11 protein-coding genes are annotated in these 13436 nt (G+C 64.2%); 8 read left to right on the forward strand and 3 right to left on the reverse strand.

From position 1 onward, the window contains the following. Positions 1–164 precede the first annotated feature (164 nt). Complete coding sequence (locus tag G5134_RS12895; protein WP_421232048.1) at positions 165–1355, forward strand: amino acid aminotransferase; 1191 nt, start codon at positions 165–167, stop codon at positions 1353–1355. A 76-nt stretch (positions 1356–1431) separates the two neighbouring features. Here G5134_RS12895 and G5134_RS12900 read toward each other — a convergent pair whose 3' ends face one another. The 3 genes from G5134_RS12900 to G5134_RS12910 all read right to left on the reverse strand — a co-directional run bounded on the left by G5134_RS12900 (position 1432) and on the right by G5134_RS12910 (position 4070). Next, the gene (locus G5134_RS12900) at positions 1432–2940 is read right to left on the reverse strand and encodes a helicase HerA-like domain-containing protein (RefSeq protein ID WP_065017026.1); all 1509 of its coding nucleotides are present in this window, start codon (positions 2938–2940) and stop codon (positions 1432–1434) included. 123 nt (positions 2941–3063) lie between these two features. After that, on the reverse strand, positions 3064–3558 hold the full coding sequence (locus G5134_RS12905; protein WP_019838874.1) for a DUF2062 domain-containing protein: 495 nt from the start codon (positions 3556–3558) through the stop codon (positions 3064–3066). Next, positions 3552–4070 (reverse strand): DUF2062 domain-containing protein, encoded by a 519-nt coding sequence (locus G5134_RS12910; protein WP_005302706.1) that lies wholly within the window; start codon positions 4068–4070, stop codon positions 3552–3554. The genes G5134_RS12905 and G5134_RS12910 overlap by 7 nt, the downstream gene beginning before the upstream one ends. On the opposite strand from G5134_RS12910, the gene G5134_RS12915 reads away from it, so the two are divergent. The 7 genes from G5134_RS12915 to uvrC all read left to right on the forward strand — a co-directional run bounded on the left by G5134_RS12915 (position 4008) and on the right by uvrC (position 13291). Then, complete coding sequence (locus G5134_RS12915; protein ID WP_421232049.1) at positions 4008–6299, forward strand: DNA internalization-related competence protein ComEC/Rec2; 2292 nt, start codon at positions 4008–4010, stop codon at positions 6297–6299. The two genes, G5134_RS12910 and G5134_RS12915, sit on opposite strands and share 63 nt — an antisense overlap. 264 nt (positions 6300–6563) lie before the next feature. Then, complete coding sequence (gene msbA / locus G5134_RS12920) at positions 6564–8333, forward strand: lipid A ABC transporter ATP-binding protein/permease MsbA (RefSeq protein ID WP_005302704.1); 1770 nt, start codon at positions 6564–6566, stop codon at positions 8331–8333. After that, positions 8333–9334, forward strand: a complete 1002-nt coding sequence (gene lpxK / locus G5134_RS12925; protein ID WP_065017028.1) for a tetraacyldisaccharide 4'-kinase — start codon at positions 8333–8335, stop codon at positions 9332–9334. Before msbA ends, lpxK begins: the two co-directional genes overlap by 1 nt. A gap of 123 nt (positions 9335–9457) precedes the next feature. Beyond that, on the forward strand, positions 9458–9646 hold the full coding sequence (locus G5134_RS12930) for a Trm112 family protein (RefSeq protein WP_005302702.1): 189 nt from the start codon (positions 9458–9460) through the stop codon (positions 9644–9646). Then, positions 9643–10395 (forward strand): 3-deoxy-manno-octulosonate cytidylyltransferase, encoded by a 753-nt coding sequence (gene kdsB / locus G5134_RS12935; protein ID WP_065017029.1) that lies wholly within the window; start codon positions 9643–9645, stop codon positions 10393–10395. The genes G5134_RS12930 and kdsB overlap by 4 nt, the downstream gene beginning before the upstream one ends. 212 nt (positions 10396–10607) lie before the next feature. Beyond that, on the forward strand, positions 10608–11252 hold the full coding sequence (uvrY, locus tag G5134_RS12940) for a UvrY/SirA/GacA family response regulator transcription factor (protein ID WP_005302696.1): 645 nt from the start codon (positions 10608–10610) through the stop codon (positions 11250–11252). A 188-nt stretch (positions 11253–11440) separates the two neighbouring features. Further along, positions 11441–13291: an excinuclease ABC subunit UvrC gene (gene uvrC, locus G5134_RS12945; RefSeq protein WP_024942413.1), complete on the forward strand. Its 1851-nt coding sequence runs from the start codon at positions 11441–11443 to the stop codon at positions 13289–13291. Positions 13292–13436: the final 145 nt, after the last annotated feature.

Raw genomic sequence — 13436 nt, forward strand, 5'->3', positions numbered from 1 at the left:
GATCCGGCCGAAAAAGCGGTTTTCCCCCATCCTGCACGGTGATATAAAGAGTTGACGAAGCGCTCGCCAGTGGGCGCTTTTGTTTGCCACGTGTTTTGCGTGTCACGGACGGTGTGCCAACACGCTTTGCCAGCCAACGAACTCAACGGAATACAGGGAATACCATGTTTGAAAAGGTTGTTGCCGCCCCAGCGGATCCGATCCTGGGCCTGACCGAAGCCTTCCGCGCCGACTCTCGCAGCCACAAGATCAACCTGGGGGTCGGGATCTACAAGGACGAGACCGGCGCCACCCCCATTCTTCACTGCGTCAAGAAAGCCGAACAGAAGCTCTTGACCGACGAGAAGACCAAGAACTATCTCGGCATCGAAGGCAATATCGAATACGGTCGCATCGTGCAGCAACTGCTGTTCGGACAGGATTCCGCTCTGGTCAACAGCGGCCGCGCCAAGACGGCGCAAGCGCCGGGTGGTACCGGTGCCCTGCGCATCGCCGCCGAGTTCGTGGTACGCAACAACCTCGCCAAGACCATCTGGATCTCCGATCCCACCTGGGCCAACCACGTCAGCGTGTTCCAGGCCGCGGGTCTGACCGTCAAGTGGTACAAGTACTATGACGCGGCGACCAAGGGGCTCGACTTTGCCGCCATGCAGGCGTCTCTGGCCGAGGCGCAGGCTGGCGATCTGGTGCTGCTGCACGGTTGCTGTCACAACCCGACCGGTATCGACCCGACCGCTGATCAGTGGCGTGCACTGGCCAGGCAGAGTGCCGCCGCCGGCTGGCTGCCGCTGTTTGACTTCGCCTATCAGGGCTTTGCCCGCGGCATCGAAGAGGATGCCGAAGGTCTGCGCATCTTCGCCGAATGCCACGACGAGCTGCTGGTGGCGAGCTCCTTCTCCAAGAACTTCGGTCTTTACAACGAGCGGGTCGGTGCCTTCACGCTGGTCAGCGCGACCAAGGCGATCGCCGATGTGGCCTTCACCCAGGTCAAGACCGTCATTCGTGCCAACTACTCCAACCCGCCGTCACACGGAGCTGCCGTCGTCACTGACGTGGTGAGCGATCCGGCCCTCTATGCCGAGTGGGTGGAAGAGGTGGCGGCCATGCGGGTGCGCATTCGCGAAATGCGCGAGCTGCTGGTGGAAAAACTGGCCGCGCGCGGCGTGAACCAGGACTTCAGCTTTATCCGCGAGCAGAACGGCATGTTCTCCTTCTCCGGTCTCTCCAAGGATCAGGTGGAGCGCCTCAAGAGCGAGTTCGCCATCTACATCGTCGGCTCCGGCCGGATCAGCGTGGCCGGTATCACCCGTGCCAACATAGATCCGCTGTGCGACGCCATCGCCAAGGTGTTGTAAGCGAGTCATCGCCATCCGCTCAGTAACAAGCCCGCCGGGGAGACCCGGCGGGCTTTTTCATTTCCAGGAGCTGGTCTTAGCGACGGCGTTTGCCACCCCCCAGCAGGGAGCCGAGCACCCCGCGCACCAGCTGGCGACCTACCTCGCTGCCGATGGTGCGGGCCACGCTCTTGGCGGCGGTTTGCACCACGCCGTCGTGCTGGCCGCCACGGGGGCCGGTGCGGCCAAACAGGATGCCATTGAGGGCATCGAGCAGGCCGCCTTCCCCGTTGGATGACGGCTCACTGCCTTGCTCGCCAGTGGTTGTCCCCTTGCCGCCGTTGAGCCGCTCGAAGGCCGACTCGCGATCCTCCGGCGTCTCGTAGCGGCCGTGCAGCAGGGATCCCTGAATGAGCGCCTGCCGCTCGGCGTCGCTCAAGGGGCCGATGCGGCTGGCCGGCGGGGCGATGAAGGCGCGCTCCACCATGCTGGGGCGCCCCTTCTCGTCGAGCAGAGAGACCAGTGCCTCACCGACCCCGAGCTCGGTGATGACGCCAGCGGCATCGAAGGCGGGGTTGGCGCGCAGGGTGTTGGCGGCGATCCGCACCGCCTTCTGGTCACTCGGGGTAAAGGCGCGCAGGGCGTGCTGCACCCGGTTGCCAAGCTGCCCCAATACGCTGTCGGGGATATCGGCCGGGCTCTGGGTCACGAAGTAGACGCCGACCCCCTTTGAGCGGATGAGCCGCACCACCAGTTCGATCTTCTCCAGCAGCGCCTTGGGAGCGTCGTTGAACAGCAGGTGCGCCTCGTCGAAGAAGAACACCAGCACAGGTTTGTCCGGATCCCCCACCTCCGGCAACTGCTCGAACAGCTCGGAGAGCAGCCAGAGCAGGAAGCAGGCATAGAGGCGGTTGGATTGGGTCAGCTTGCTGGCGGCCAGCACATTGATATGGCCGTGGCCGGCCTCATCGGTCTGCAGCAGATCCTGGATGTCCAGCATGGGCTCGCCAAAGAAGTGATCGCCGCCCGCGCTCTCCAGGGTGAGCAGGTTGCGCAGGATGGCGCCGATGGAGGCGGTGGAGACGTTGCCGTAACGGGTGGTGAGCGATTTGGCGTTGTTACCGGCAAACTGCACCATGGCGCGCAGGTCCTTGAGATCGAGCAGCAGCAGCCCCTCGTCGTCCGCCACCTTGAACACCAGCTCCAGCACCCCGCTCTGGGTGTCATTTAGGCCGAGCAGGCGGGCGAACAGCAGGGGCCCCATGTCGGAGATGGTGGCCCGCACCGGGTGGCCCTGTTCGGCAAACAGATCCCAGAACAGGGTGGGGTTGGCGGCAAAGGCGGGGGCCGGGATGCCGAGCTGGGCCAGTCTGGCATCCAGCTTGGCCGAGCCTGCCCCGGCGGCGCCAAGGCCGCTCAGATCCCCCTTCACATCCGCCAGAAAGACCGGCACGCCGAGGCGGGAGAACCCCTCCGCCAGCACCTGCAGGGTGACTGTCTTGCCGGTGCCGGTGGCGCCAGTGATGAGGCCGTGGCGATTGGCCATGGTTGGCAGCAGGGCGAGGGGATGACCACTGGCATGGGCCAGCGTGAGCGGTTCGGCCATGGTGGGCTCCTTGTGGCAAATGGGGGACGAAAAACAACGGGTTACAAGGAGTGTGGTAGCGGGGTCAGGGGATGGCAAGGGCGTGCCTCGTCAGCGCGCCAGAGGCTGACGAGGCGGGTGAGATCAGCGGGGGCGGACCAGCTTGCCGAGGCGCAGCAGCAGCAGGGTGAGGAGGCCGCCGCTGGCGGCGGTCAGTACCGCCAGCAGCAGGCTGCCGAGCAGGAAGGGGGGCACCAGGGTGGCCGCTTCGTGCTCCAGCCAGTGCAGGGTCCAGGTGAGGTGAAATGGCTCCGGCGTCTTGTGCAGCACCAGACAACCGGTGCGATAGGCGTAGAGGTACATGAAGGGCAGGGTCAGCGGGTTGTTGAACCAGACCGCCAGCAGCGCCAGTGGCAGGTTGAGGCTGAACGCCAGCGCCAGCCCGACCGCGATGAGTGAATGCATGGGGATGGGAAACCAGCAGGCGAAGATGCCGGCCGCCACCGCCCCGCTCAGGGCGCGCGGCCCCCCTTGCCAGAGGGCGGGGGCAAGCAGGCGCTCGCCAAACAGGGCGAACCACTTCTGCTGGCGCAGGGTATCGGGGTCAATCTTGAAGCGGGCAAACCAGCGATTCAGCATGCGCGTGCCACCTTGCGTTTCTGCCACTGACGCACGGTGCTGATGCGCCAGCAGGTGCGAATGAGGGCGTAGCCGATGAGGGAGCTGAGCAGGGCGAGCACCAGGGAGCCCAACAGCAGTGGCGGGGCCACGGTCTCGAACACCGACACCAGCCAGGCCCAGGTGAACTCGATCTCGATGTGCTGGGAGGATTGCCCCAGCAGCTGACAGCCCGTCAGGTAGGCACCGTAGAACAGTGGCGGCATGGTAATGGGATTGGAGAGCCAGACCAGCGCCACCGAGAGCGGCAGATTGACCCGACAGGCGATGGCGCCGCCGGCCGCCAGCAACATCTGGCAGGGGAGCGGCACCCAGGCCATGAACAGCCCCACCGCGAAGGCACCGGCCGCCGAGCGCCGATTGAGGTGCCACAGGTTGGCGTCCAGCAGCAGCTTGCCAAACAGCCGCAAGTGCTTGTGTTCCTTGAGTGTCGCCGGATCAGGCAACCAGCGTTGTATGAGTCGTTTGGGCATATTGAAACCTTGCTAAATACTTGCACCATGGATCTGCGCCTGCTGTCGTTTGCCCTCGGGGCAAGCTCCTCACTGCTTTGGCCATGGTTGCCTTCATGGGAATGGGGTGGCCTGATGCTGCTGCTCGCGTTCCCCCTCGCCGGTTGCCGCTGCTGGCGGCTGCTGTTCTTGCTGGGCGGCATCCTCTGGATGCAGGGGAATTTGCACTACCGGCTTGCCTGGCTGGATCAGCTTGGCAAAAAAACGAGCCACATCATAACCGCACAACTGCAAAGTGCAGAACCCGAGGGCGATAAATTTGTCCGGCTGGTGCTGCGGGTGAACCGGCTCGATGAGCAGGCGCTCACTCCGGCGCCCCTGGTGCGCATCAATGCCTACCAGGCGCTGCCCACCATGACGGCAGGCAGTCGCCTGACCCTGGAGGTCTCTCTCAAACCGGCCCATGGCCTGGCCAACGAGGCGGGGATGGACGGGCGGCGCCTGCTGCTCGGCAAGGGGATCACCGCCACCGGCAACTTGCGCCGGGTGATCCAGATTGAAGCGGTGCCGGCGGTGCTGCGCGAGCGCTGGCTGGCCCGGGCCGCCGCCAGTTGGCAGGATCTGAGCCAGGGGCCGCTGCTGGCGGCGCTTACCTTCGGCGAGCAGGGCGGCATCACGACTGAGCAGTGGAGCCTGTTTCGCGGCAGCGGGCTGACCCACATCATCGCCATCTCGGGGCAGCACATCGCGCTGGTGGCGGTGCTCGGCTGGTGGCTGGGGCGGCTGTTCGGACTGCGGGGGGCGATTCTGCTCGCCCTGCTGTTTGCCGCCCTCTACAGCTGGCTGGCCGGGTTTGCGGTGGCCACCGAACGGGCCCTCATCATGGTGCTGGTGTGGAGCCTGCTGCGCTGGCGACGGCGGGAGTGGCCGGCCCATCGCGTCTGGTTGTGGGCCTTCGTGGTGCTGACGCTCTGGGATCCCTTTGCCCTCTATTCGGCCGGATTCTGGCTCTCCTTCCTGGCGGTGGCTCTGCTGCTGGTGGCGAGCTTGCTGGAGGCCAAACCCGGGCTCGTCCGTCTGCAGGGCTTGTTGCTGTTGGGGCTGCTGCCGTTGCAACTGGCGCTGTTCGAGGGGATAGCGCCGTTGTCGCTGCTGCTCAATCTGCTGGCATTGCCGCTCTTTTGCATCGCCATCATACCGCTGGCGCTGGTCGGGGTGTTGCTGGCGCCGCTTTCGGGGGAGCTGGCCCACCTGCTGTTCTGGCTGGCCGATGTCGGCCTGCAGTGGATATTGTGGGCGCTGGAGAGGTTGGCCAGCCAGTGGCAGCTCTGGTGGCCGGTGCCGGGCTGGGTGCTGCCGCTCACAGCGCTGCTGACCCTGCTCTGGTGCGCCTGGCATGTGCCGGGCGGTCGTCCCTTGCTGTTGCCGGGGGGCGTGGCCCTGCTGCTGGCGGCCTGGCCGGCGCCGACCCACTGGCAACTGAGGGTATTGGACGTGGGGCAGGGGTTGGCGGTGCTGATCACCCGGGGTGAGCGCGGCATCCTGTTTGACACCGGCGATCGCTACCCAGGCGGCTACAACATGGCGGATGCCGTGATCCTGCCCTTGCTCAACCGGCTCGATGTGAGGATGCTGGATTATCTGGTCATCAGCCACAAGGATCGGGATCACGCCGGCAACCGGCGTGCCATCCTGCAGGCTCTGCCGGTGCGCCACGAGCTCTCTTCCTTCGACTTCGGCCGCTTCACGACCCTGTGCCGGCGTGGCCAGCAGTGGCGCTGGCAGGGGCTCGAGATGGCGGTGCTCTGGCCACAGCAACCGGGGCCAGGCCACAACAACGACGGCTGTGTGCTGCAGATCCGCGACGGGGAGCGGCGCATCCTGCTCAGTGCCGACATCGAACGGCAGGCGGAGCAGCGGCTGCTGGCGCTGGAAGGGGCCGGGCTTGCCAGCACCCTGCTGGTGAGCCCCCATCACGGCAGCCGCACCTCCTCCACGGCCCCCTTCGTGGCGGCGGTGGCTCCCCGCTATGTGGTGCACAGCGCCGGCTTCATGAACCAGTGGGGCTTTCCCCGCCCCGAGGTGGTGGCTCGCTACCGGGAGGCGCAGCAATGGGTCACCGGGCTGGACGGGGAGATCCTGGTCGAGCCTGCGCCGGACGGGCTGCGGATCAGTGCCGAGCGGAAGCAGGGCCCCTGGTTTCGTCGCAATGGCGACTGGTGGCGCCCTGCATTCTGGCCTGCTCGCTGAGCGTGAACCCGGTTTTGGCGGGTCTAACGGCCGTCATTTCCCGTCTTGGCGATGGGCATGCGCTGGCGATGCTTGGTGTAATCCTGCGCTTTGGCTGGGATAACGGCCGTGATTTCCCGTGCTGGTGATGGGCACTGCTTGGTGTAATCCTGCGCCTTGGCTGGGATAACGACCGTCATTTCCCGTGCTGGTGATGGGCACTGCTTGGTGTAATCCTGCGCTTTGGCTAGAATAGCCCGTCATTTCCCTTATTAACGGCTATTCATGCAACAAGAAACCTCACAAGACAGCTGGCCTGTCTTCAAGCGTCTGCTCGGCTATGTCCGTGACCGCAAGCTTGGCCTGATTGGCGGCATCATCGGCATGCTGGGCTACGCCGCCGTGGATACCACCTTCGTCTATTCCATCAAGCCGCTGATCGACAAGGGGATCAACGGCAATGATCCGACCGTGCTCAAGTGGATGCCCTTCTTCGTGCTGGGTATCGTGGCCCTGCGCGGCGTCGCCAACTTCCTCTCCAACTACTGCATGGCCTGGGTCGGCAACCACGTGGTGATGCGCCTGCAGCAGCAGGTGTTCAACCACATGGTGGCGATGCCGATGAGCTTCTTCGACCGCCAGAATACCGGTCACCTGCTCTCCAAGGTGACCTATGACGCCAGTCAAGTCTCCTCGGCTGCCAGTACCACTCTGGTCACCCTGGTGCGGGAAGGGGCGACGGTCATCGGCCTGCTCGGCCTGATGTTCTGGCACTCCTGGCAGCTGTCGGTGATCTTCCTGGTGGTGGGGCCCGTGGTGGGCATCATCATCGGCCTCATCAGCCGCCGCTTCCGTCAGATCAGCCGCCACATCCAGCAGGCGGTGGGCGACATCACCACCTCTACCGAGCAGATGCTCAAGGGGCACAAAGAGGTGCTGATGTTCGGCGGCCAGAAGGTGGAGGAGAAGCGCTTCTTCAAGGTCAGCAACAACATGCGCCAGCAGACCATGAAGATGGTTGCCGCCGATGCCATCGGCAGCCCGGTGGTGCAGATGGTTGCCTCCATCGCGCTGGCGGCCTTCCTCTATGTGGCCACCATCGACAGCGTGCGCAGCGAGCTGACTGCCGGTACCTTCACCGTCATGATCACCTCCATGATGATGCTGCTCAAGCCGCTGAAAAGCCTGACCGACGTCAACAATCAGTTCCAGCGCGCCATCACCGCCTGCCACAGCCTGTTTGGCCTGCTCGATACCGAGCCGGAGCAGGATACCGGCACTCGTACCCTGGAGCGCGCCCGCGGCGAGATCGAGTTTCGCAACGTCACCTTCACCTACCCGACCAAGGACACCCCGGCGCTGCACAACGTCAGCTTCAAGGTGGAGGCGGGCAAATCGGTGGCCCTGGTGGGGCGCTCAGGCTCTGGCAAGAGCACCATCGCCAGCCTGCTGACCCGCTTCTACGATATCGAGCAGGGGGAGATCCTGCTGGACGGCGTCAACATCCGCGATTACCGCCTGAGCGAGCTGCGCAAGCAGTACGCCCTAGTCTCCCAGCACGTGCACCTGTTCAACGACACGGTGGCGAGCAACATCGCCTACGCCGCGGAAGAGCAATACAGCCTCGACGAGATCAAGCAGGCGGCCCGCATCGCCCACGCCGACGAGTTCGTCAGCAAGATGAGCAACGGTTATGACACCGTGGTTGGCGAAAACGGCGCGTCGCTCTCCGGCGGTCAGCGTCAGCGTATCGCCATCGCCCGCGCCCTGCTGCGCGATGCCCCCGTGCTGCTGCTGGACGAGGCGACCTCGGCGCTGGATACCGAGTCCGAGCGCCACATCCAGGCGGCCATCGACGAGCTGTGCAAGGCACGCACCTCGCTGGTGATCGCTCACCGCCTCTCCACCATCGAGAAGGCGGACGAGATCCTGGTGATCGATGAAGGCCATATCGTTGAGCGCGGCAACCACGCGGCCCTGATGGCCCAGCAGGGCACCTATGCCCAGCTGCGCGCCATCCAGTTCGGCCATGCCACCGCAGGTGGCAACGCCTGATGCTGGAGCGGCTCTGGTATGCAAAGAGTGGTTGGCGCTGGTTGCTGGCCCCCTTTGCCCTGCTGTTTGCCGTTGTCAGCGGCACCCGCCGCTACGCCTATCGTCACGGCTGGCGCAAGGGCTATCGTGCCTCTGTGCCAGTCATAGTAGTGGGCAATATCTCGGTGGGTGGCAACGGCAAGACCCCGGTAGTGGTCTGGCTGGTGGAGCAGTTGCAGGCCCGCGGCTATCGCCCCGGGGTGGTGAGCCGCGGCTATGGCGGCAAGGCACCCCATTACCCGTACCGGCTCGATGCCGCCAGCACCACGGCGCAGGCGGGGGATGAACCGGTACTGATCGCTAGGCGCTGTGGCTGCCCGGTGGTGGTTGCCCCGAAACGGGCCGATGCGGTGCGTCTGCTGGAGCAAAGTGGTGAGGCGGACATCATCATCACCGACGACGGCCTGCAGCACTATGCGCTGGCTCGCGACATCGAGCTGGTGGTGGTGGACGGGGCGCGCCGTTTTGGCAACGCCTGCCTGCTGCCCATGGGGCCGCTGCGCGAGCCGGTCACCCGGCTCAAGCGGGTGGACGCCATCATCTGCAACGGCGGCGAGCCGGGGCGGGGAGAGTATCCCATGAGGTTGGTGGCCGATTCCCCCCGTCGGGTACGCGATGAGGCCCCGCTGGCCACGCCGCTGGCCGGTCCGGTAGACGCGCTGGCGGGCATTGGTCATCCACCCCGTTTCTTCGCCACCCTCGAGGGGCTTGGTTATCAGCTGGATCAGCGGGTGGCCTACGGGGATCACCACCCCTTCGATAGGGACGAGCTGGTGGGCCGCTTTGCCGGCAAGCCGCTGCTGATGACCGAGAAGGATGCGGTCAAGTGCCGCGCCTTTGCCCTCGACAACTGGTGGTATCTGCCGGTCAGCGCCGAGTTGCCCGCCTCCCTGCTCGATACCCTGCTGCACAAGCTGGGCGCGAGCGGGAAGGGGCAGGGCGCAACCAAGGCACAAGGTTGATCTCGCTCGCCAGCGCGGGAGAGAAGGGGGCTTGTCATGCCCCGCATGAAACATCTGGTTGGTTCGACACCCATCGCCGGCGTGATTAAGCCGCTGGCGCGACATCGTTGAAGGAGTATCGTTTTGGCTTTGGACATCAAGTTGCTCGACATCATTGCCTGCCCGGTCTGCAAGGGCAAGCTGCACTATAACAAGTCCGTGCATGAGCTGGTCTGCCGCTTCGACAAGCTGGCCTATCCGCTGGAGGAGGGGATCCCGGTGCTGCTGGAGAACCGCGCCCGTCCGCTCAATAGCGACGAGCTGTCGTCATGAGCTTCGTCGTCGTCATTCCGGCCCGCTACGCCTCCACCCGGCTGCCGGGCAAGCCGCTGGCCGACATCCATGGCAAGCCCATGGTGCAGCACGTGGTGGAGAAGGCCCTGCAGTCGGGCGCCGATCGGGTGATCGTCGCCACCGACGATGAGCGGGTGCAGCAGGCGCTGGCCGGCCAGACCGGGTTCGAAGTGTGCATGACCTCGAAGGATCACCAGTCCGGTACCGAGCGCCTGGCCGAGGTGTGCCGTCACTATGGTTTTGCCGCCGACACCATAGTGGTCAACGTGCAGGGGGACGAGCCGCTCATTCCGCCGGTCATCATCCGTCAGGTAGCGGACAACCTGGCCGCCGCCACGGCGCCCATGGCGACCCTGTCGGTGCCGATCCGGGACGCCGAAGAGGCGTTCAACCCGAACGCCGTCAAGGTAGTGACCGACCAGGAGGGCTACGCCCTCTACTTCAGTCGCGCCTCCATTCCGTGGGATCGTGATCGTTTTGCCGCAAGCCGCGAGCAGATTGGTGATCACTACCAGCGTCACATCGGCATCTATGCCTATCGCGCCGGTTTCATCCAGCGTTATGTGGACTGGGCGCCGAGCGCGCTCGAGCAAGTAGAGGCGCTGGAGCAGCTGCGGGTGCTCTGGTACGGGGAGAAGATCCACGTGGCCCAGGCCCTCGAGGCGCCGCCAGTCGGGGTGGACACCCAGGCCGATCTGGACAAGGTGCGCGCACTGCTGGCGAACTGATGCCGACAACAGCAAAAATGACTCTGAACGGTGCCTGCGGGCGCCGTTTTTTGTGTTTAATCTTTACATAATTATTTGATTACAAACGTCATTTATGAGTACTTTCAAACTTTTCCCGGCCATGGTTTGCCAAATCGACGAGTTTGGTTATGATGCAAGACGCCGTGTTAACCCTAACTGGCATATAACGAGATAAAAAACGGGGTGTTTGGGTGATTAATGTATTCCTGGTCGATGATCATGAGTTGGTGCGTACAGGGATAAGACGCATTCTGGAAGATGTCCGCGGGATCAAGGTGGTGGGCGAGGCGCAGAGCGGGGAAACCGCAGTCACTTTCTGTCGTCAGAACCATCCCGACGTGATCCTGATGGACATGAACATGCCGGGCATCGGCGGCCTGGAGGCAACCCGCAAGATCCTGCGGATCCGGCCCGATGTGCGCATCATAGTGCTGACCATTCATTCAGAAAATCCGTTCCCGACCAAGGTGATGCAGGCGGGTGCCGCCGGCTATCTCACCAAGGGGGCTGCACCGGACGAGATGATCCACGCCATTCGCCTGGTCCACTCCGGTCAGCGTTACATCTCCCCGGAGATCGCCCAGCAGATGGCCCTGAGCCAGTTTGCCTCGGCCGACGAGAACCCCTTCAAGTCCCTTTCCGAGCGCGAGCTGCAGATCATGATGATGATCACCAAGGGGCAGAAGGTGACCGATATTTCCGAGCAGCTCAACCTGAGCCCGAAGACGGTCAACAGTTACCGCTACCGGCTGTTCAGCAAGCTCAATATCAATGGCGATGTGGAGCTGACCCATCTGGCCATTCGCTATGGCATGCTGGATGCCGATACCCTGTAACGGGCGGCGTGTAGCCATCAAAGGCGGCCTGTGCCGCCTTTTTGCTTTTTGCCGGTCTGGCGCAGTATGCTCTGTGCCGTCTTCTGCTTTCATCCGTTGAGCCGAGTTGCCGATGAGCCTCTCTTTCGTTCTTCCGCTTGCCGCGATATCCCAGACCCAACACCTCAATCCCCGTTGCCGGAGCCAGCATGACCTCCTCTGAACCTCTCTTCGACAGCAAGGCGTTTCTCAGTGCCGTCACCCATCAGAGCGGTGTCTATCGCATGTACGACAGCGGCGGCACCGTCATCTACGTGGGCAAGGCCAAGGATCTGAAGAAACGGCTCGCCTCCTACTTTCGGGCCAACGTCGACAGCATCAAGACCCGCACCCTGGTGCGCCAGATCGCCGACGTGCAGGTGACGGTCACCCATACCGAGACCGAGGCGCTGATCCTCGAGCACAACCTGATCAAGCAGTACCAGCCCCGCTACAACGTGCTGTTGCGGGATGACAAGTCCTACCCCTGGATCATCATCACCGCCCATCAGCACCCGCGTATCGGCGTCCATCGCGGTGCCCGCAAGGTGAAGGGGGAGTACTTCGGCCCGTACCCCTCCGGCGGTGCGGTGCGCGAGAGCCTGCACCTGATGCAGAAGATCTTCCCGGTGCGTCAGTGCGAGGATGCAGTCTATGCCAACCGCACCCGCCCCTGCCTGCTCTACCAGCTCAAGCGCTGCGCCGGCCCCTGCGTGGCCGGGCTGGTGAGCGAGGCCGAGTATGCCCAGCAGGTGGAGCTGGCCAAGCTGTTCCTCGCGGGCAAGAACCAGCAGGTGATAGGCGAGCTGGTGGGCAAGATGGAATCCGCCAGCGGCGATCTGCGCTTCGAGGAGGCGGCCCGCTATCGGGATCAGATCCAGGCGCTGCGCCGGGTGACCGAACAGCAGTCGGTGAGCGGCAACGTACTGGACGAGCTCGACGTGGTGGGGGTGGCCTTCGAGCAGGGGACCGCCTGCATCCACGTGCTCTTCATCCGCCAGGGCAAGGTGCTGGGCTCGCGCAGCTACTTCCCGAAAGTGCCGGCCGATACCCAGCTCGACGAGGTGGTGCAATCCTTCCTGCTGCAGTTCTATCTGTCGGGGCAGGGGGGGCGGCAGATCCCGAGCGAGGTGCTGCTCGATGTGGCGCTGGAAGACGAGGACGTGATCGCGCAGACCCTGAGCCAGACCGCCGGCTACAAGGTGCGGGTGGTGAGCCGTACCCGCGCCGAGCGGGCCCGCTTCATCAAGCTTGCCTCCATCAACGCCCAGACCGCGCTGCGCTCGCGCCTTGCCCACAAGAGCACCATCACCGCCCGCTACGATCAGCTGGAGGAGTTGCTGGAGCTGGAGCGCCCCATCGCCCGCATGGAGTGCTTCGATATCTCCCACACCATGGGAGAGCGCACTGTGGCATCCTGCGTGGTGTTCAACCGGGAGGGGCCGCTCTCATCGGAATATCGTCGCTTCAACATCGACGGCATCACCGGCGGCGATGACTACGCCGCTATGGAGCAGGCGCTGGAGCGGCGCTTTGGCAAGCAGCAGGAGCCGGACAAGGTGCCTGACGTGCTGTTTATCGACGGCGGCCTCGGCCAACTGCGCCGCGCCGAGGAGATCCTGGCCCGCCAGCTGGAGTTTCTGGGGGGCAAATATCCGCTGCTGGTGGGCATTGCCAAGGGGGTGACCCGCAAGGCGGGGCTGGAGACCCTGATCCTGGGGGAGAGTCACGAAGAGCTGCATTTACCGGCGGACATGCCCGCCCTGCACCTCATTCAGCACATCCGCGATGAATCCCACCGTTTTGCCATCACTGGCCACCGCGCCAGACGGGCGAAGGCCCGCACCACCAGTACCCTGGAGGATATTCCGGGGGTGGGGCCGAAACGGCGGCAGGCGCTGCTCAAGTATCTGGGCGGTCTGCAGGAGGTGAAAAAAGCCGGGGTGGAGGAGCTTGCCAAGGTGCCTGGCATCAGCCAGGAGCTGGCCCAGGCCATCCACGATGCCCTGCATTCCCTCTAGCCATTGGTCGCCGAGAAGGGGGGATGCGCCTTCGTGTTGCCCCTGTTTGTCCTGACGGCGAGCAGGGGCTGTCGCCCCGGGTATCGACAAGAGGCGAGGTGAGCCACACCATTCACCCCGGGTTCATCCCCTGCGAGATCCAGAC

The organism is Aeromonas sp. 600276 (genome assembly GCF_049175815.1).
GTDB classification, from domain to species: Bacteria; Pseudomonadota; Gammaproteobacteria; order Enterobacterales; family Aeromonadaceae; genus Aeromonas; species Aeromonas dhakensis.